15 protein-coding genes are annotated in these 19,538 nt (G+C 47.1%); 7 read left to right on the top strand and 8 right to left on the bottom strand.

All coding sequences use genetic code 11. The features are described 5' to 3' along the window. The first annotated feature begins 272 nt into the window (after positions 1 to 272). From ACTJKB_RS21980 to kdgT, 3 genes are all read left to right on the top strand, one after another. A complete protein-coding gene (locus ACTJKB_RS21980) occupies positions 273 to 2,591 on the top strand; it encodes a helix-turn-helix domain-containing protein (protein WP_440836505.1) in 2,319 nt (772 codons plus the stop codon). A gap of 173 nt (positions 2,592 to 2,764) precedes the next feature. Further along, positions 2,765 to 3,778 (top strand): tripartite tricarboxylate transporter substrate binding protein, encoded by a 1,014-nt coding sequence (locus ACTJKB_RS21975; protein WP_440836504.1) that lies wholly within the window; start codon positions 2,765 to 2,767, stop codon positions 3,776 to 3,778. Positions 3,779 to 3,948: 170 nt separating this feature from the next. Then, on the top strand, positions 3,949 to 4,953 hold the full coding sequence (gene kdgT / locus ACTJKB_RS21970) for a 2-keto-3-deoxygluconate transporter (protein WP_440836503.1): 1,005 nt from the start codon (positions 3,949 to 3,951) through the stop codon (positions 4,951 to 4,953). 219 nt (positions 4,954 to 5,172) lie between these two features. On the opposite strand, the gene ACTJKB_RS21965 is transcribed toward kdgT, so the two are convergent. Beyond that, a complete protein-coding gene (locus ACTJKB_RS21965; RefSeq protein WP_440836502.1) occupies positions 5,173 to 5,802 on the bottom strand; it encodes a hypothetical protein in 630 nt (209 codons plus the stop codon). A gap of 229 nt (positions 5,803 to 6,031) precedes the next feature. On the opposite strand from ACTJKB_RS21965, the gene ACTJKB_RS21960 reads away from it, so the two are divergent. The 4 genes from ACTJKB_RS21960 (at position 6,032) to ACTJKB_RS21945 (ending at position 9,115) form a co-directional block, all read left to right on the top strand. Next, positions 6,032 to 6,607 carry a bifunctional transcriptional activator/DNA repair enzyme AdaA gene (locus ACTJKB_RS21960; RefSeq protein ID WP_440836501.1) on the top strand — a complete coding sequence of 192 codons (576 nt, stop codon included), beginning with the start codon at positions 6,032 to 6,034 and terminating at the stop codon, positions 6,605 to 6,607. Beyond that, complete coding sequence (locus tag ACTJKB_RS21955; RefSeq protein WP_440836500.1) at positions 6,600 to 7,154, top strand: methylated-DNA--[protein]-cysteine S-methyltransferase; 555 nt, start codon at positions 6,600 to 6,602, stop codon at positions 7,152 to 7,154. Before ACTJKB_RS21960 ends, ACTJKB_RS21955 begins: the two co-directional genes overlap by 8 nt. After that, the gene (locus ACTJKB_RS21950; protein ID WP_440836499.1) at positions 7,135 to 8,034 is read left to right on the top strand and encodes a DNA-3-methyladenine glycosylase family protein; all 900 of its coding nucleotides are present in this window, start codon (positions 7,135 to 7,137) and stop codon (positions 8,032 to 8,034) included. Before ACTJKB_RS21955 ends, ACTJKB_RS21950 begins: the two co-directional genes overlap by 20 nt. 145 nt (positions 8,035 to 8,179) lie before the next feature. Further along, the gene (locus ACTJKB_RS21945; RefSeq protein WP_440836498.1) at positions 8,180 to 9,115 is read left to right on the top strand and encodes an alpha/beta fold hydrolase; all 936 of its coding nucleotides are present in this window, start codon (positions 8,180 to 8,182) and stop codon (positions 9,113 to 9,115) included. 42 nt (positions 9,116 to 9,157) lie between these two features. Here the strand turns inward: ACTJKB_RS21945 and ACTJKB_RS21940 are convergent, their stop codons facing one another. From ACTJKB_RS21940 to ACTJKB_RS21910, 7 genes are all read right to left on the bottom strand, one after another. Further along, entirely contained in the window at positions 9,158 to 9,883 is a 726-nt protein-coding gene (locus ACTJKB_RS21940) for a lysostaphin resistance A-like protein (RefSeq protein WP_440836497.1), read from the bottom strand. Between the two features lie 81 nt (positions 9,884 to 9,964). Next, a complete protein-coding gene (locus tag ACTJKB_RS21935) occupies positions 9,965 to 10,750 on the bottom strand; it encodes a MerR family transcriptional regulator (RefSeq protein ID WP_440836496.1) in 786 nt (261 codons plus the stop codon). Between the two features lie 174 nt (positions 10,751 to 10,924). Beyond that, positions 10,925 to 12,283: a glycoside-pentoside-hexuronide (GPH):cation symporter gene (locus ACTJKB_RS21930; protein WP_440836495.1), complete on the bottom strand. Its 1,359-nt coding sequence runs from the start codon at positions 12,281 to 12,283 to the stop codon at positions 10,925 to 10,927. Positions 12,284 to 12,318: 35 nt separating this feature from the next. Next, positions 12,319 to 14,364: a beta-glucosidase family protein gene (locus ACTJKB_RS21925; RefSeq protein ID WP_440836494.1), complete on the bottom strand. Its 2,046-nt coding sequence runs from the start codon at positions 14,362 to 14,364 to the stop codon at positions 12,319 to 12,321. Positions 14,365 to 14,584: 220 nt separating this feature from the next. Further along, complete coding sequence (locus tag ACTJKB_RS21920; RefSeq protein WP_440836493.1) at positions 14,585 to 17,050, bottom strand: GH39 family glycosyl hydrolase; 2,466 nt, start codon at positions 17,048 to 17,050, stop codon at positions 14,585 to 14,587. A 108-nt stretch (positions 17,051 to 17,158) separates the two neighbouring features. Continuing rightward, complete coding sequence (locus tag ACTJKB_RS21915; RefSeq protein ID WP_440836492.1) at positions 17,159 to 18,757, bottom strand: hypothetical protein; 1,599 nt, start codon at positions 18,755 to 18,757, stop codon at positions 17,159 to 17,161. Further along, the gene (locus ACTJKB_RS21910; RefSeq protein WP_440836491.1) at positions 18,750 to 19,463 is read right to left on the bottom strand and encodes an ABC transporter ATP-binding protein; all 714 of its coding nucleotides are present in this window, start codon (positions 19,461 to 19,463) and stop codon (positions 18,750 to 18,752) included. The genes ACTJKB_RS21915 and ACTJKB_RS21910 overlap by 8 nt, the downstream gene beginning before the upstream one ends. Between the last annotated feature and the right edge of the window lie 75 nt (positions 19,464 to 19,538).

The raw sequence follows: 19,538 nt of genomic DNA, 5'->3' as shown, positions 1-19,538 counted from the left end.
GGGACGGCAGGCCGTTTCCACTTGGAATATAAGAATGAATCGGTTTCACGCGATCTGCATCCTTCTGTTTTCTGGCTGAAACGGTATCGCCCCTTATAGAAGGACGGCTACTTCGTTTCCCCTTAGCTTCTACTATTATATCATTTATCATGTTCTTCACTCCAAACGTTTAAAATCTTAAAGAATATGATATGCTCCATATTGAACTACAGAAAAAACATGCTACTCTATGGTCTGGACCATGAGACCCGCGGAAGGATGAAGCAACGCCAATGCTGCGATTTAAGTTAAAATATTTGCTGAACAACAAACAAAACCGGCTGATCCTGATGTTGACCGTCAGTGTGTCGCTGCTGATTATACTGATCGGCCTGTTCTCCTACAGGGAATACCGGAACGCACTGGATACCGAGCTGAATACGCCGAATATTGAGCTGCTGCAGATCAATCTGGATGTCACCAATCGGGCGTTCCGGGAGTCGGACAATAAGGCGGTAGATTTGTCATTTCATCCGGTTATACTGAAATACATTAACTCAGCCTCAGCAGAGAATGCAGGCATTGCCGCCGAGCCGCAGGATTATCTGACAACGCTCGCAACAGAGCCGGACATTCACGCCATCAGCGTCATCAAATTTAAGGATCATTCCGTGATTTCCAGCGGCTATGGCTATAAGGGCTCCTGGGATGAGGCGCCGGAGCATGCCTGGACTTCGTGGATTGAGGAGATTAAGGAGAAACCGCTTCTGATCAAGAGAAGGGTGTACACCGGCACCGATCCTCAGCTCAGCGACACAGAGCTGCTGTCCTTAGCCCGTCCGATTGTCCAGGAGGGTGAAGTGACGGGGGCTGTGCTGATTGATCTGGATTACGACATGCTGTTCTCCAAAATGTACAGTCATCTGTCGAGCTATCAATTGGTGTATGACCTTGAGGGCGACCTGATCTATCCGAAGCTGAACCTGCCGTTCCCTCTTGCGGAAATGAACGAGATGCTGAAAGACATCGATGTAAGCCCGTTTGCACATGTGAAGATCGAGGGCAAGGCCTATATGGCCAACCAGACCTTCTCCAATGTGACCGGCTGGCGGCTGATTTCACTCGTTCCTATGGAGCAGCTGCTCAAAAATGTGACAACAGCACGCAATATGATGATCATGCTGTCGCTGATCTCCATCGCTGTGGGCTGTTGCGCGATCTACTATTATAATTTCGCGGCCTTCCGGCCTTTGAAACGGATCAACAAGCTGCTGGCTCCGGATACAGCATCAGCCGGACATGGCAATCTGTACGACCTGGAGCCGGTAATCGGCAAGCTGGTCGGTGATTTTCAGAGCAAATCGCTCGTAGCGGAGTGGAGCCTGCCGGAGCTGCGGTCCAAATATGTGAATGATCTGATTACCCGCAGTATGGGCACGCAGGAGATACAGACGAAATGGGAGCACTATTTTGCAGATTGGCAGGAGGGCCCTTTTGAGCTGCTGCTGATATCGGTCGACCGCCATGCACAATGGGCAGCGGCATTTATGGAAGAGGACCAGATGCTGCTGAAATACGCGATGAATAACATTGTCCTGGAATATTTCGAACCCTCCTGGAGAGCAGTAACCACAGCTCCGCAGAAGGATAGTGTAGCCGTGCTGCTTCAGGTCCGGACGCAGGAAGAACGCGATCTTCAGGCGGAAGCGGTCAGACTGGTTAGCCTTCTGGAGGAAGTCCTGAAAATATCCGTATCCATCGGGATCGGCAGCACTTCTGCTGCTATTGCCCAGGTGGCCCAGGCTTACAACGAATCCATGTTGGCCTTGTCCTGCCGGCTGTATGAAGGCTATGGACTTGTCCACACTTACACGGAAACAGAGAACCAATATACAGAAGGCGTTGGTCCATCCGATGATGCCTGGAGGCAGCAGGTTCTGCAGGCGCTGAAGTCATCGGATGCTGAGACGGGACTGGAGTGGATCCGCAGAGGAGCAGCCGACACCCGCAAAAAAGGCATTCAGCCGCAAAAGGTGTTCCGTTCCATCAATGATCTGTTAGAGGAAATGATGAGTGTTGCCGCAGCCGGGAACCACCCGCTTCCTGCCGAGCTTGCGGATTACACGTGGCATCAGGTGACGACCATGGATCTTACCGAGCTGGAAGATATGTTGTGCCGTATCGTCGTCCATATGGCAAATGTGCTGGGCGCACACCGGCAATCGAAGGAATATCTGCAGGTGCAGAACCTGATAGCATATATGGAGAGTCATTTGCAGGAGAATATCGGACTTCAGGATATCGCTGCCCATATCAATATGGGGGTATCCTCCGTCAGCACCCTCTTCAAGGAAGAGACCGGAACGACCGTTTATGACTACCTTACCAATCTGAGAATTAATAAAGCCTGTGAGCTTTTGCTGGACAGCGGCCTGAAAATTGCCGATATTGCCCTCCAGGTGGGCTACCAGAATGAGAACAGCTTCATCCGGGCCTTCCGTAAAATCAAATCGACGACACCCGGCAAGTTCCGGGAGAGCAACAAATATGCCAGCGAGTATGCAGATCGGCCAAAACCGCGCCATTCCGGCGTTTCTGAGGATTCAGAATAAGATAATATGATTGTAGGACACCCCCGAATACGATAAAGTTCTATTTGAGAAAACTTTCACAGCTACGAAACACACTGGCTGATGCTTGAAAATTCGGGGGTGGGGCGATAGAGCAAACGGCAGGATTTCAAGTTCCGGCCAGCAGCTCGATATCCTTTAATAAGAGAAGAGGGATGCTTTTGAAACGGGGAATACAAATAGGAATCTGGACGGCATCGCTGCTGGCTGTAGTAATCCTTCTTCTTATTGGAAACCGCGTAACGGACGATCGCAGCAACAAGGGAGAGCACGCTGATTTTCCCAAGAAGCCGATCACATTAATTGTGCCGTACGCTGCAGGCGGAGGAACGGATACAACAGCAAGGGCATTAGCCAAAGCGACAGAGAAGTTTCTGGGACAGCCGGTTATCGTTGTCAACCGTACAGGCGGCGGAGGTTCCGTCGGACTGATGGAAGGTGCGAGTGCCAAGGGTGACGGATATACGGTGACTTTTTTGCCGGCCGAATTAACCATCCTTCCACATCTGGGTCTGTTGCCGATTACCTATGAGAAGTTCAAACCCATCGCTCAAACGAATTTTGATCCTTCCGCCATAACCGTAAGGCAAGGCGCGCCGTGGCAAACCGTAAATGAATTTCTCGACTTTGCGAAAGCGCATCCAGGTGAATTGAAAATGGGAAACGCAGGAACGGGAAGCATTTGGCATTTAGCTGCCATAACGTTGGAACGGGAAACAGGTGTGAAGTTTGCACATATTCCCTTTGAAGGTGCTGGGCCCGCCGTCTCCGCTTTAATGGACGGTTTTGTAGATGCGGTGCCTGTGAGTCCCGCCGAAGTGAAAAAATATGTGGATGAAGGAAAGCTGCGGACACTGGCGGTTAACGCCGACAAGCGCTCTGAAGCGCTGCCGGGCGTTCCGACTCTGGAAGAGCAGACCGGAATACATGTGAATTTCACCAGTACATGGAGAGGACTTGCTGTACCGAAGGACACACCGGACGCCATTGCGGATATACTCGCCGGGGCATTTATCAAAGGAACCGAAGACAAGGCATTCCGCGAGTATATGAATGTAAATGGACTTGGACTGATGGTTAAGGACGGCAAAGACTTTTCCCGGCAATTAAAAGAAAGCGACGACTTATTCGCCAAAATGATCCCGGAGCTCGGACTTAGCCGTAAGTGATGTGAAAGCGTAGTCAAGCAAATTTTCTCTCTGAGACAGCTGTCCGCAGGTTTGCGTACTGTAACGGATGGTTAGATTCGGGGGACTGATTTGCTGCGCCTATGGAAGACAAAATAATCAATTTCTGCAAAAAAATTATAGCACATTATAAGAAGGGTATGATCAATCACATGAAAATCAAACAGACGATCGACAAGATTCCCGGCGGCATGATGCTGATTCCTTTGTTCCTTGGTGCCATTATCCACACGGCTTTCCCGAATGCAGGCGAATATTTCGGAGGCTTCACCAAAGGTCTGATGACAGGTACGGTACCTATTCTGGCCGTCTGGTTCTTCTGTATGGGTGCTGCTATTGATGTTAGAGCAACCGGAACCGTACTCCGCAAATCCGGAACACTCGTATTGACCAAAATCGCGGTAGCTTGGGTAGTAGCCTTGATTGCGATTCAGTTCCTGCCTGAGGGCGGCGTTCAAACCGGATTTTTTGCCGGATTATCCGTTCTGGCGATCATTTCCGCAATGGATATGACCAATGGCGGCTTGTACGCTTCCATTATGCAGCAGTATGGCACAAAAGAAGAATCTGGCGCATTTGTATTGATGTCGCTGGAATCCGGTCCGCTTGTAACTATGCTGATCCTGGGCAGCACCGGGGTAGCCGTATTCGAACCGCATGTATTTGTTGGCGCTGTGCTTCCTTTCCTGGTCGGATTCCTGCTGGGTAACCTGGATCATGATCTGCGCGCTTACTTCGGCAAAGCTACACAGACACTGATTCCGTTCTTTGGTTTCGCACTGGGCAGCTCCATTGACCTGGGTGTCATTGTAGATACAGGCCTGCTGGGTATTCTGCTGGGTATTGTTGTTATCATCATTACAGGTGTTCCGCTGATTCTGGCTGACAAGTACATTGGCCGTGGTAACGGGACTGCCGGACTTGCTGCTTCCAGTACAGCCGGAGCCGCTGTAGCGAACCCTATGCTGGTAGCCAATATGAAACCTGAGTTTCTGCCAGCCGCCCAGACAGCAACTGCACTCGTGGCAGCATCGGTTATCGTGACTTCCATCCTCGTTCCAATCATTACCGCTTACTACTCTGGTTACATGAAGAAGAAGAACCCGCCAGTTGCGGACGGCCCTGCGGATCTTCAGACTTCAAAAGCAGCCATATAATATATTCTTGTAACAACGAAAATTATACAGTTTATAGAAGAGTGTCCTCATACATTTAGCCCCTCGAATTACGCCGTTATGGCGGAAGTTGGAGGGGCTTTTTTTAAAGACAAGAATTTATATGTTTCACGTTATACATTATCCTTCTCTTTCTCGCTGAAACGGATGCCGCCCTTATAAGGACGGCGTAGCCGTTTCCACTTGCGATAACCGATGAAATTAGTTGATCAGCTTGTTGAACGCGGCGTTGTCAAACCGGTCGCCCTGCACCAGCCATTGCCCATCCACATTAAACATAGTCAATATGCCCTCCATAGGCACCCGCTTGTTTTCCTTACCCTTCTGATTGAGCAGTACCAGGTCTACGTTGTACTTCAGTTCGACGATATCTTTTTTCGTTCCATCCGTTAGGGTGAACTTCAGATTTTCCGGCTTCACAGACATCTGCTGCTTCTGGACCACCTGCAAGGGCAGGGAAGTGTAACGGGTGCTAACTGCATTTTGATAAAAATCTTCTGTCAGATAGGATCTCATCGCATCGTTTCTCTGCTCAATGCTCTCCTCAGACAGGACATCCGAATAATCCTTGACGGTGTACTCGGAATTCTTATACTCTGTGGCGGCTTGAACGGCTGCCGTTTCGGCTGTGCTGTCCTGCGGAGAAGTACTGCTCTCAGGTGCAGGAGCTGCACTCACAGCAGGAGGCGAAGTGCTCTCAGAAGAGGGTGCTGCAATTTCAGAGGCCGTAGGGCTGGGTTCAGGTGCATTGCTCGAGGCTGATGAGCTGCAGCCTGTAAATAACGCAAGGGAAAGAAAAAGTGTGCTTAATAGCCATGAGTGCTTTTGCATAGTGATCCTCCTGAATGTTCGATAATGGAAATATTCATAATATTACCATATTATGTTCTTCCTGACGCGTCGTTGGTTCTGATGAATAACTTATTGTACCTCCCCGGGCGAGTGGAGTACAGAGCAAAGTACGGCCTATAGTAGCGCTGTCGTAATCTTGCTCTCCTGTTTCAAAGGGCTGCATAAGGCAAATTGAATCGTATATACTGGCGGTAAGAGGTGATTTCCGATGGAACAGGCATTATTCGAGCAGATCTACGAATCCGTTGTGCGGCGTGAGCCAAAGTATGATGGTGTGTATTATACAGCGGTGCTGACAACACATATTGTATGCCGCCCTTCCTGCCGGGCAAGAACGCCGAAGGCAGGCAATGTCGTTTTTTATGATTCGCTGGAGCAGGCGGTAGCGGCGGGCTTTCGGCCCTGCAAAAGATGCCGCCCGGAGGAAGGCGGCGTGCTGCGTCCGGACGCGGTGCTTGCGTCCGAGACGGATAAGCTGATGGAAGCACAATTTGGGCAGAAGGTTACACTCCAATCCCTTGCCGCACAGCTTAAGGTCAGCCCGTTTCATCTCCAGCGCACCTATAAGCAGGTCACCGGGCGGTCGCCTGCGGAGAGGCTGGATCAGCTGCGCGTGGAGAAAGCGTGCGCGCTGCTGGCGGATACAGAGCTTGCGGCTGCCGAGGTGGGACATGCGGTCAGCTTTCGCGGGCCGTCACACTTTGCTGCGTGGTTCATGCGAAAAACCGGCCTGGCGCCGACCGAATACCGCAGCCAAATCCAAGGAGGGATTCATCATGAGTGAAATCACGATTTACCATCATACCCTGAACCTAGGGAATAGAGATTGGACCCTATGGGCCAGTGACAAAGGACTAATCCGCCTGTCCTTTGGGAGAGAGGAGAAGCTGCCTGAGGGGGCATGGCTGAAAACCTATGCTCCGCTGCACCGTTATCAGGAGCATCAGGCTGTGTTCGCGCAGCTCGGGATTACCCGGGAGCTGGAGAATTATTTTGCGGGGGTACCGGTCAGCTTCAAGGATATCCCTCTGGATATCTGGGGAACTCCGTTTCAGCAGGAGGTCTGGAAAGGACTTGCGACCATTCCGCATGGTGAGGTCATTACCTACCGTGATCTTGCCGGGAGGATCGGCAGGCCGCAGGCGATGCGTGCAGTAGGGACGGCGAACGGGCAGAATCCGCTTCCGGTCATTCTGCCCTGTCACCGGGTTATTGGCACGAATGGAACATTAACCGGCTACCGGGGCGGGCTCAAGCTGAAGCAGGAGCTGCTGGTGCTGGAAGGTATTATGCATGTGGGGGAGGCGGGCCATGAACGATTTGCTTTTTGAGCTGCCGCTGCCGGAGTTCTTCGATTTCGGCGTCTGCCTGGATTATCTGAACCGTTCCCCGCTTGAATGTCTGTACCGTACGGATCAGGAGGGAGTGACCCGTTACTTCAATCTGGAGGCCCACCCGGTTCTTGTCCGGCTGACGGTACCAGAGGGGAGCCGGCTGCGGGTAACCTTGCTGTACGGTGAAACTCCTGGTCCTGAAGCGATAGCGTGGCTGGCCCGCTATATTCGGGAATGGTTCGATCTGGACCGTGATCTGGCACCGTTCTACCGTCTGGCAGAAGCCGACCCGCTGCTTGGACCGCTTACGGAGCAGCACAGAGGCCTGCGGATCGTGGGCATTCCTGATCTGTTCGAAGCGCTGTGCTGGGCCATTCTGGGCCAGCAGGTAAATCTGGCGTTTGCTTACAGGCTGAAGCAGCAGTTGACGGCTGCTTATGGAGAATCGCTGGAGTATGAAGGACAGAGGTACTATGAATTTCCAAAGCCGGAGGTATTCGCGGATGTGCAGCAGGAGGAGCTATGCGCCCTGCAGCTGACCCGCAGCAAAGCGCGGACGGTGCTGGATGTGGCGGCACTAATTGCCAGTGGCGGCTTAAGCCGTGAAGAACTGCTGGCGCTGCCATCCCCGGAAGCTGCCGAGCAGCGGCTGCTCCAGATTCGCGGCATCGGTCCGTGGACCTCGCAGTACGTCCGGATGCGCTGTCTGGATGATATTACAGCTCTCCCGGTGGGGGATGTAGGCCTGCAGAATGCGGTCAAATTCCTGACCGGCATGGACCGGAAGCCGACCCCCGCAGAGCTTTTGAAGCTGGCGGAGCCCTGGCGCGGCTGGGAGGCCTATGCGACTTTTTATTTGTGGCGGGCGCTGTATTAAATTTAAACAAACTTTAAACGGTCACCAACCCGGTTTTTAACCTAAGGTCCCTACAATGAATGAGAAGGTATCATTTGTTTAAGGGGCAATGAATTCAATGAAAACAAAGAGAAAGTTCAAATTCTTGAGAATAATCAGGAACATCATGCTGTTTTTAGGCGCAATCCTGCTTATCATCGTGTCGGGTAATGGTGTAATGACAATGTATGAACATAAGCAATATCCGGCATGGGGCCAGTATGTTGAAGTGAAGGGTAAAAAAATGCATGTGTATACGAAGGGGACAAAGGGCAACACCATTGTAATGTTACCCGGACTAGGGACAGCAGCGCCTGTGCTGGATTTTGAGCCTTTGGTGGATGAGTTGGCCAAACAAAATAAAGTGGTAGTCGTAGAGCCTTTCGGGTATGGCTGGAGTGATCTGACCGATGAAAAACGAACCGTGGATAATATAGTAGAGGAACTGCGCAGCGCATTGCAACAAGCGAACATCAAGGGCCCATACACGCTACTGCCCCACTCTGTATCCGGTATCTACAGTATGTATTATGCCAATAAATATCCTGATGAAATTCAAGCGATTGCCGGAATTGATATCACCCTGCCGCAGGCAGTGGAGTACTTCAATGAACCTGTCCCTGAGCTGCCTGCATATATGAGCTTGATTGCACCAAGCGGTCTGGCAAGACTTGCATCCTATATAGTTCCTTCATATATCTTACCGATAGCGGATGAAGGCACATATTCTGACCAGAACAAAAAGCTGACCAAAATGATTACAGCCTGGAAAGCTTACAATAAAAACGTAGTAAATGAATCCAGAGAACTGGGGAATAACATCAACACAACGAAGGAGATGACCTTCCCGCCCAATCTGCCTGTGATGATTTTTACGACCGAGAGGGATAAGGTAGATGAGAACGGCAGATCCAATATCACCTTCTATGAGGAGCAGCTCAAGAATGTACGTACCCATCAACTCATCACATTAAAAGGACATCATTATCTGCATTGGACGCAATATAAGAAAATAGCCGAGGATGTAAATGCATTCTTAAGTGCTTCCCCGGCTTCACCTTGAGCACGGAGATGATTGAAATCCAGTGCAGGGGTCTGCGAGGTTTTAAAGTAATATCATCACTAAAGCTACTACATCTGTAAAGTTGGCTAAGCAATGTACGAATATCCCTAATTTCATTGAGTCTTTTTTGTGTACAAAATAAAATAATGGGAAAAATGCCACGATTCTCGATAGAATAAGCCAAGGTGACCAGAAATGATAAACAGCAAATAATACAAGATTTATTAGTACGCTGTATTTCCCCATCCATTTCATACGTGCCAGTAAGAATCCTCGAAAATAGAGCTCCTCAGTTATAGGGCCAATCAGCGTAAAAAAGAAAAAGCTTACTATTATTGCAATTAGGATAAGCTTGTTACTGAATTGGTCCATGCCCTGGATATAATTGAAATCCCTTGGAAGCCAGCTAAATACAGTACTTAATATGTAATTTGAAAATGGAGATAACACCTTCATAAGTATTCCGGCCACTGTAAGCAGTAAAAGAGTGTAAACTATATATTCTTTAATCTTCAGCTTACTTTTTAGTCCCAGTATCTTAAAGATATTGAAATTTCCCGTTTCCTTTTTGGCGATATACAATAAATATCCCAGTTCGATAGGCACTATTGAAAAAAAACCTGCTATGCCTAGTGTGACAAGCTTGGGATATTCCGCTAAACTCCCCACTTTTAATAATAATAGGTAAAGAAGACATAACGCCATTCCTGGAAATAAGTGAAGAAGTATAAGCTTCCATATGCTTCTGATCTCATTTTCTTTATTCATAATCCTGTTCCCCCTATAGTTTAATTCTTCTACAATCTAAACTATGGGGTCGTCCCAAGGTCAATCATTACGTAAATAACCTTATTCAATCGGGACATAAACTTCTAAATATGACTTTAATATTCCTTCGTGGTAGCCTACTAATAACATCCCTATAATTACTATGCCTTTATGTTTATAGTTATTGGCATCGACCCATTGCATACCCTTTATAAAGCTATCCTCCATCACATCCTTATACTGAACTCCATCTTCAACAATCGTATATAGACATTTTTCATAGTGTACAATATCCCGTTCCCCTGCAGCGTTATCAACTTCTGTATCTTTTGTAACCAGCATTATATTGGATTGGATTCCCTCTTCATTAAAAATAATATGCCGTTTTAAGCTTTTGAAAATAGGCTCTTCAGCTAATTGATTTCTATTATTATGTATAACATCAAATTCCTCATAGGCTCTAAAATCTGATATTTGTCCTAATACTTTTATAGGTGGCATAGGTCTAATTGAATATTTATTCAGGTGTTTTTCAATATCGCTGCAATCGTTTTTAGCTTTCTCAATTCTAATTTCTATATTATTTAGTCTGGTTATATGTTGAATGATTTCATTGTGCTTGTCATCTAAGATCCCTTTAATAGCTTTTGTATCACTTTCCTTGCACAGTTTCTGAATGGTCTTAAATTCCAAATCCAATGATCTATAGAAATCTATTGCTAATACATTATCTATATCTTTATAACCATACTGTCTATAGTTATTCTCATCATCCTGTATTGGGGTCACAATCTCTTTTTCTTCATAGTACCTTAGCTTATCCTTGGAAATTCCCATTATGTTAGCGATCTGACCTATTGTATACATTGCTCTTTCTCCTTACTCCCATATATTGTATTAGTGATTATTCTATCATAAGCGTTTGTGGTCCGTGGAATTCACAGTACAATCGCTCCACAGCAATAAACAACGCCTATAACGAGCAGTAGTGAACCGCGCGTTGTAGGCGTTGTTGCTTGAAGCGCTTAATCTGAACCTCTCCTATTGCGCTCTTCTTAATTCCAGCTCCGCAATAATTTCATGATGCGGTTTCTCCCATTTGTACATGAATGTCAGAATGAGGATGGATAACAAGCACAGGGCGATTGGAAGCCAGATAAAGCTGATTTCGATCATGCGAAGAGCGGAGGGAGTCTGTGTCTGGTTCGCAACATAGCCCCCGGCAGCGAGCAGCCAGGCCGGAATAGCACCACCGAGGCCTGAGCCTAATTTAATGGAAATTCCGGATGCGGTTGAAGCCAGCAAGCCCTGAGCGCGAACGCCTGATTTCCATTCACCATAGTCGACAGTGTCCGCAATCAAGGCAAACAGCAGGCCCACAGGTAGCCCCAAGCCAATCGCACCAATGACTGTACCCGTTAGCAGGATGAAGGTGCTCTGTCCGCCCAGAAAAATAATGAATTGACCCAGCAAGCAGACGGTCATCCCGACAATCATCAGGGTTTTCTTGCTGAACTTTTTAGACAGAAACGGTACAAAAACAATGCCTACCAAGGTTAGCGATCCCAGCGTGTTTACTGTAGATACCATATCAGGATGATTCAGGTTATAAGTAATATAATAAATACCGGAAGACAGCTTAATCACATACAGGATGAAGAAAACCACGCCTACCAACACCCCGGCAAACCAGGGCAAATTGCCCTTGATCGCTTTAATGCTCTCCTTAACTGGCAAGGATTTACCGCCTGATTTATCTTGGACACGCTCTCTGGTGTTAAAGAACGTAATCAGGAACATGATAAGCCCCAAAATGCCGAACAGAATCATCGTATGAAAGAAACCCTTCTGCTGGTCTCCATTTCCGAAAAATGCCACAAGTGGCAATAAGGTCAAGTTCACAAGCAAGCCGCCAAATTGTCCGCCAAACATCCGAAAGCTGTTAGCTACGGTTCTTTCCTGGATGTCACTGGACAGGCTAGGAAGCAGCGTGGTCAACGGGTTGTTCACTGCCGTGTACAGAACATTAGATGCGATATAGAAAATATAGGCATAGGCCAGCTTGCCGGAAGCACTTAGCTCAGGGCCCATAAACAGCAATGTTGTTACGATGGCAAAAGGGAGACAGGACCACAGAATCCACGGACGCGATTTCCCCCAACGGGTATTTGTCTTGTCTATAAGAATACCGAATATGGGGCTGTCGATCATATCAACAAGGCGTGCTACCAGCAAGAGTGTACCTACAGCCGCAGCGCCAATTCCATATATATCGGTAAAATAGTACGTCAGATACGTCGTAACCACCGCATAGATCAAGTTCGAGGCAGTATCTCCCAGACCGTAGCTCACTTTTTCCAGTAAGGATAACTTATGATTTGATTCTTCTCTTATTGACATTTTGCAGCCTCCTGATGGGAACGTGTGTATAAACCTTATAAGCGAATACTACCTTGAATCAGATCCTTCTCAGCACTGCTGCTGCCGATGTATACCTCATAGTCCATTTGCTCAAGCTCCCACTGATTTGTGGCTGGGTTGAACCATTTGATTTTTTCAATCGGACAAGTGATTTCCACCTTCGTTGATTGTCCTGGCTTCAGCGTCACCCGCTTAAAGCCGCGCAGCACCTTCACCGGACGATCCACCTTGGAATTGCGGAAGCCGACATAGAACTGAAGCACCTCATCTCCAGTCACACTTCCTGTGTTCTTTACCTCGCATTTGGCCACAATTTGCTTATCAACGACGGCAAAGTCTGCATTGGCGACGGAAAAGTCAGTATAGGACAACCCGAAGCCGTATGCCAAGGATGGCTTGATTCCTTCCTTGTCCAGCTTGGTGTATCCATGGTAGTACTCATATTTTATTTCGCTCGCATCCCAATCCACCTGAGGGAGATGACTTTCACTGGTTGGTACGACAAAAGGCAATTTACCACCCGGATTCACATCACCGAACAAGGTTTTTGCAATCGCTGTGCCGCCTTCCATGCCAGGATAATACGCCATCAAAATGGCAGATACAGATGACTTCCAATCCTCGATCATGATCATGTTACCGCCAATTAGCACGACTGCGGACTGTTTATTCAGCGGTCCAACCGCATTAATCAATGCATTATCCTTCGCATGCAAGCCTAGGCTATGCTTGCGGTCCCCGCCCGCTTTGAGATCCGCATCTTCGTTCGTAACGGATTCCCCTTCATCATCGTGGTCGTAGCCTACGACGAACACAACCGCATCCGAGGTTTTTGCCAACTGCTTCGCCTGCTCCAGATCATCGCCGTTATTGAAGACCACTTCGGCACCAGGCAGCAAGCGCTTGATTCCTTCCAGTGCAGTTACAACATAAGGAGGGAACACGCGGCTTGAACCATGGTCGCCGATGTTGCCGATGTTGCCAAGCTCTCCAATGACAGCTATGCTCTTTGTTGCAGTCTTGGAGAACGGCAGCACCTGCCCGTCATTTTTCATCAGAGTCATGGACTTCTCGGCAGCTTCCAGCGCCAAAGCGACATGCTCAGGTGATGCGATCAGGTCCTTGCTGTATACAGCGCCTTGATCTGCTTCCGTAAACGCAAGCATCGTACGTACGATCCGGATTGCCGCGGCATCGATCTTTTCTTCACTGACCTGACCCTTTCTGACGGCATCCACCAGCTTGTCGCCAAAAAACTTGGTATGGCACATTTCAACATCCATGCCGCCATTGGCAGCCTCTACCGTATCCTTCACTCCCCAGGCAAAATCACTGACAACAAAGCCGTCGAAATCCCATTCGCCCTTCAACACCTGATTCAGCAAATAGTCATGATGTCCGCAATGAAGACCGTGGTACAAATTGTACGCACTCATCACACTGCCCGCGCCCGCATGGATGCAATCCTCGAAGTGCGGCAGGAACACCTCGCGCTCCGTACGCTTATCGGCCAGAACGCTTACCTTGAAGCGTGCCCATTCCATGCTGTTGAACGCATAATGCTTCACGCAAGCGATTACATTTTCTTCCTGAACCCCTTTGACCAGAGACGAGCCCATCACGCCGAGATGGAACGATTCTTCGCCATACACCTCTTGACTTCTTCCCCAACCGGGATTGTACGGGAGATTAATGCAAACGCCTCCAAAAAAGTTGCCGCCCTGCGCATGCACCTCCTTGCCTATAGCATGTCCGATACGTTCCTCCAGCCCCGGTTCAAAGGAGGCTCCTCTAGCCATAGCTACCGGAAAACAGGTGCTGTTGCCGGATACCACTCCGCGTGGTCCGTCCACGAACTTCAATTCCGGCACACCCAGTCGCTCATTGCCGCCCGCCGGATAAGGTCTCCAGTTGTAATGTCTGACTTTAAAATCCTCCAGCATCTCTTCCATGGATACCTGGCCGCTCATGAGATACACTTTTTCTTCTAAACTCATTTGCTTTACAACCTCTTTCGCTTTTCCAGTGTAGGATAAACGAAACTGTTTATTTGCTTTCATGGTGATCTTCCTCCTGTCATGAATTTTCAGTATTTATAAAACCGCTTTCAAATTTGGGATTTTATAAATATCATTGCTTAAAGTGTAGTCCAATTCGAATCGCGATTCCTTCCTGTTTCTTAGGTGAAGCATAGGCAAGAAGGTACACTGTTCATTGATTTGAATCGAATATCAGAAAAAAGCCAAGAAATCGCCCCCAAAAAGCAGGGGATTTCTTGGCTCAGTTGTAGAGCTTATTCATGGTCACACATTCGATGCCATGAACCGGGACATGCAGGGGAAACTGGAACTCACCTTTCAGGACAACCTGTCTAATTCGCAGCACGGGTCTGGAAATGTTCTTGAGATACTCCGTCTCTTCATCATTCAGATCAACATATTCCCCCATCCGAACCCATTCGTCGTAGGCCGATCCATGAGCTTGGTTCAGGCTGTATTGCTTGCATTTATAGGTTCCGTAAATATTTTGTAGGTGAATATCAACCGATAAATCACTGGATTCCTCGAAATTATGGTAGATTTGCTGCTCTTGCTGCTGACCTCTTACATATAACTGGTTAAGATAAGTGTGGTTATACACCAGAATCTGAATGTTATCCCCTTGCCGCGTGATAATGTAATTTTTTCCCTTGGCGATCACCAGACCCCCCAGCTTGGACAAAAATACGAAAGCATAATAGGCTGATTTTTTGATGCCCTCCGTATTGACCAGACCCGTTCCCCCGTAAAAGGGTGCATTCTTGATATCCCATTCATAGAGAATATCCGAGGCTGACAGAAAGCCGATCGCCCCAGCATTCGCCGCCGATTCGTCAAGCATATTATCTATAATAAATGTCGACATAAATGCCGTGTCGTGAAGCGAATTGGTGACATCCCAGCTAAGGTTCCAGCGAGTGACGATAAATTCAACGTCTTCCGCATAATGCGTTCTCAGCATTCGGTGTGTTCTGACCAGCACATGCTTGGTGTGGTTTTTGGACTCGTATTGAAAGGGAATAGATTGAATGTCTACCTTATCTGCGGAAGAGCGCTCCCTCCATTCGATAAAATTGATCCGGTTATGATAAATATTGCAGCTATAAAAATCAATCGGCACCGCATGATCCTGGCAAAATTCCAGCAGCCGCTCTGAGGGCTGGTCATTTGTATGGAAGTTCTCAGCCGCAGGCCCCACCTTGATCGTGGGAGAAATCCCCTTAATTAGCAGTGCCGTCTGTCTGTACAATTCAAAATATTGCTCCAGCGTGCCGCTCCAGTGGATATCATATACCGGAAACTCCGTCCATATCTGGACATACCATGTTGATACACTATCCAATCCATACCGGTTAATGCAATTCGTAATAAAGGATTGTACCAGAGCCAGCCACTGACTCATTTTCTTCGGAGGTGAGGTATTGCCCTGATAGTTGAAGAAGCTGGTACTTTTGCTGGCAAAGGCAAGCGGCATATAGCTCAGACAAATAAAGGGCTTGACCTCAATATCCTGTAAATAATCGAGAATATGATTAACAAATTTCCAGTTGAATTTTAATCCGCCTTGATCCTTTTGGATGATATCCATTTCCTGATTGAAAATCCCCTCAAACCGGATATATTCGATCGGAATGTCTTCCGTCATCTCCTTAATCTGATCGCGCATGTTTTGATTCAGCAATGTGTTGGCTGAGCCAATGTTCATCATCTTGCTCCAGACAGGCTTCAGCTTATACCCCTCGGACTGGATATCCTTGACTATGGAAACCTGCAGCGTATTTTTTTCCAGCATGCAGGATTCAATTAACTGCGAAGCATAATCGTGAATTTTGGCCTCGTGTGCAGCCCTCATGCAAGGAGCGTCTGTGGGAGAACTTGATTCCTGCCAACGTCTCTTTAACTGTATCGGCGTTGCGTCAAACTCACGCTTGATCGCCTTGTAATAGCTCTTCTCATCGCTAAAGCCGGAGGACAGGGCGATGTTCATGATCGACGTATTCTGGGATTGCAGCAAATATAAAGAAAATTGGATTCGTATCTGCTCCAGATATGTTTTGAACGTGACACCAACATTTTTCCTGAAAATGTCGGACAAATACGAGGAATTGTAATGCGTTTCCCGGGCAATTTCATTCAGGGTTATTTTTCCTTTGAAATCCCATTCCACCCGGTTCAAAATTTGCCGGACAATGCTGACATCCTGTGAAGAAGATGGAGTGTCCGGGTCTATCTGGTGTGCTGGCCGTGTAAAGCGAGAGGTCAGATAACCCGAGAGACGGAGAACCTCCTGATGTTCTTGGTGGTTTGTATGATAGATAGAGTTAAATAGCTGACTAAGCAAAATACGGATAATATCATAGGCCTTTTGATTATCTTCACTGTTTCTGAAAGACCTCACATCGAAGTGCAAATCGTAAAAGTCGGGATGGTAATTGGAGAGGAACAGGCTGTCCAGATGGACCAGGATAAAATGGGTGTCCGGCACCTGCGGAGTAACGCAATGAGGCTCCAAATGATTAATGAGCAGAAGATCGTTATCATTCAGATCGTAATCCTGCCGCTGGATCGTCACCTTCAGCCGCCCCGCAGTGAGCCAGATCAGCTCCAGACCCGAGTGTTGATGGAATTGCTCGGCATGGTCTTCATCGAAGGTGAAGTATGCCGGACACCCCGGTAGATACGGAATGTGATTCAGAGAATAGTTCAAAACAACCCCCCCTTAATAACTCATTATAACCAACCGGGCTGCGGTTATCATAGCGGATCATTCCCAGTAAATTTTGCCTTACTTGTGATACGGTTCACAAGTTGCTTGTTAAAGCTTCTGAAGCAACTCGTCCCCTTTAGTCTGTATATATCTAAACATTCCTACACATATCGCTACCATAAGCATTCCATCACCTAACAAGATGAGATTGTCATTTACATGAGTCAAAAGAAGGGATATACCAAATGGAAATAACAGACTAAGGATTCCTATGAACATAGACACAATGACCGCTGCACTCTGTTTTACCACCGTAACTTCGCTTGTCCACTCCAGATTAGGTAATTTCAAATTAACAATTACGCCCATCATCGCTGAATAACAAGCATATATCAATGGGATAACAAGCAATAATAAGCTTTCGGTCCACCCCGTACGCAGCGATATCATAAGCAGCACACAACTCACAACCAAGACCGGTAATGTAATGGTGAGATTCACGGCAACTTTGCTAAGCAATATGCTTTGTTTCGACACGGGTGAGCTTTTTAGTATCCATAAATGTTTACCCTCAAGAGAAATGGAGCTTGACGTTGTACAGCTTAAAGTTACAAATAAGGAAACTATGATTGGAGCCAGCGTACTCAGATATTGTGATAATTGTGGAATTTCGATCAGTTCCCCTAGCTTCTCCGAGCTGACAAACAATAAAGCAATCGACATCACCAGTAATAAAATCATGCCAATGCTTGTATTCAGCACATAAATAGAAGAACTAAAATATCGGCCTAACTCCTTCTTGTACAGTGCACGAAATGGAGATGATACGGCTAACGGCTTCATTATATATTTACTGCTTTCATGACTGGTCATTAGACCTGTATGAATAGCTTTGTATCTTGTACCTAGCACAGCGGCAAATATTATAAAAGAAAGTACGGATATCGCAGTAAATAATAACAATGAACTTATGCGATACGAGCAAACAGCATCTACATACATGGCTGTCAGGGGATACAGCTTAAATATCATATCTGCCAGCCCAGTCCCCATATCAGCTAATACCTGCTCGTTCCCATTCAGAGTAAATGAACCAACCATGAATGCAATAATTACAGCAAAAGTTAATACAAGGCTGATCATCCGGCTCGCTTTAAACAGGGAGGAGAACCAGCTAATGAATGAGCCAATAATAGTTGCGGCAATAATCGGCAGTAACGGAATAAATAAGAGCGTCATTAGAAAAAACAGATAAAATAACGCCCCAGGAATCACTTTTATAGCATATACCATACCGGCTGGCAGCATGACCATCACAGTAAAAAACAAAGTCAGTACATAGAGCTGGAGAACACGGCTTGCGACAACATGACTCGTCTTTATAGGCAGCGACATAACCAGATCGTAGTCCTTATAGCTGAACAATACACCGCTTGCCTTATAGATCGTAGTAAAGAATCCTACAATAGAAGTGATAGCCATCATTATGGCAAGCAACAGGTCCATCCGCCCCATTTGTTCAAAAGTCAGTGCCATCATGAAGCTGTAGCCAAATGAAACTACTGCTATCATGAGCACACCCGCCAGAATCCCGATGCTCAGTAGAAGCAATTTGCGTCTTTCCCTAACATCTTTCGTGTGTAAAGCCTTATTCAAGCCAAATGAAGAAAGTAACTGCAGCCTCGTTAATCTCCAAGTATTAATCATTGTCTATCAACTCCATAAATACATCCTCCAGGCTATTCTCCCCCTTTACTGCTTCGGTCTTGCCATGGGCTACCAATTGGCCCGCTTTGATAATCGCTATCTTATTGCAGAGCTTCTCGGCCACATCCAGCACATGTGTTGAGAAGAAGATGGCGCTGCCATGGCTGCATAGATCTACCATGATTGTCTTTAACATGTGAGCAGCCTTTGGATCAAGTCCAACAAAGGGTTCGTCTAACACTAACAACTTTGGTTTATGAATGAGAGCAGAGATGATCGCAAGTTTCTGCTTCATCCCATGAGAATACGATGAGATCATATCACCCAAATGGGCCGTAATCTGAAAAGCATCGCTGTATTTTTTGATGAGCAGCTCACGATCCGCCTTGGATACGCTAAAGAGATCGCCAATAAAATTCAAGTACTGTATGCCGGTAAGATGATCGTATAGATCCGGGTTATCGGGAATATACGCAATACTCGCCTTGCAAGCTACTGGATCTTTCTTAATGGAGATACCGTCAATTTCAATATCCCCTTCTTCAAAATCAAGCACACCAACTACTGCCCGGATGGTTGTTGTCTTTCCTGCACCGTTATGTCCGATAAAGCCATAGATATCGCCTCGCTCGACCACTAAATTCAAGTCATTTACTGCCTTTTTACCACCTTTATAGCTCTTGGTAAAGTGTTTTATGGTAAGCATTTCCTTCACCTCTTTTTTGGTGTATGCGGTTCTAACAGAATATTTATAATACGTTTAGCCTATGCTAATCGTTCA

Origin of the sequence: Paenibacillus sp. 22594 (genome assembly GCF_052044425.1) — a bacterium.
Taxonomy (GTDB): domain Bacteria; phylum Bacillota; class Bacilli; order Paenibacillales; family Paenibacillaceae; genus Paenibacillus_AQ.
This window is presented reverse-complemented; position numbering and strand designations above follow the sequence as displayed.

Bases quoted from the DNA above. Each gene is read 5' to 3' on its own strand.
- ACTJKB_RS21960 (WP_440836501.1), top strand. From the start codon at position 6,032: ATGGAACAGGCATTATTCGAGCAGATCTACGAATCCGTTGTGCGGCGT.
- ACTJKB_RS21925 (WP_440836494.1), bottom strand. From the start codon at position 14,364: ATGAAAGCAAATAAACAGTTTCGTTTATCCTACACTGGAAAAGCGAAA.
- kdgT (WP_440836503.1), top strand. From the start codon at position 3,949: ATGAAAATCAAACAGACGATCGACAAGATTCCCGGCGGCATGATGCTG.
- ACTJKB_RS21915 (WP_440836492.1), bottom strand. From the start codon at position 18,757: ATGATTAATACTTGGAGATTAACGAGGCTGCAGTTACTTTCTTCATTT.
- ACTJKB_RS21940 (WP_440836497.1), bottom strand. From the start codon at position 9,883: ATGAATAAAGAAAATGAGATCAGAAGCATATGGAAGCTTATACTTCTT.
- ACTJKB_RS21975 (WP_440836504.1), top strand. From the start codon at position 2,765: ATGCTTTTGAAACGGGGAATACAAATAGGAATCTGGACGGCATCGCTG.
- ACTJKB_RS21910 (WP_440836491.1), bottom strand. From the start codon at position 19,463: ATGCTTACCATAAAACACTTTACCAAGAGCTATAAAGGTGGTAAAAAG.
- ACTJKB_RS21980 (WP_440836505.1), top strand. From the start codon at position 273: ATGCTGCGATTTAAGTTAAAATATTTGCTGAACAACAAACAAAACCGG.
- ACTJKB_RS21935 (WP_440836496.1), bottom strand. From the start codon at position 10,750: ATGTATACAATAGGTCAGATCGCTAACATAATGGGAATTTCCAAGGAT.
- ACTJKB_RS21945 (WP_440836498.1), top strand. From the start codon at position 8,180: ATGCTGTTTTTAGGCGCAATCCTGCTTATCATCGTGTCGGGTAATGGT.
- ACTJKB_RS21950 (WP_440836499.1), top strand. From the start codon at position 7,135: ATGAACGATTTGCTTTTTGAGCTGCCGCTGCCGGAGTTCTTCGATTTC.
- ACTJKB_RS21965 (WP_440836502.1), bottom strand. From the start codon at position 5,802: ATGCAAAAGCACTCATGGCTATTAAGCACACTTTTTCTTTCCCTTGCG.
- ACTJKB_RS21955 (WP_440836500.1), top strand. From the start codon at position 6,600: ATGAGTGAAATCACGATTTACCATCATACCCTGAACCTAGGGAATAGA.
- ACTJKB_RS21930 (WP_440836495.1), bottom strand. From the start codon at position 12,283: ATGTCAATAAGAGAAGAATCAAATCATAAGTTATCCTTACTGGAAAAA.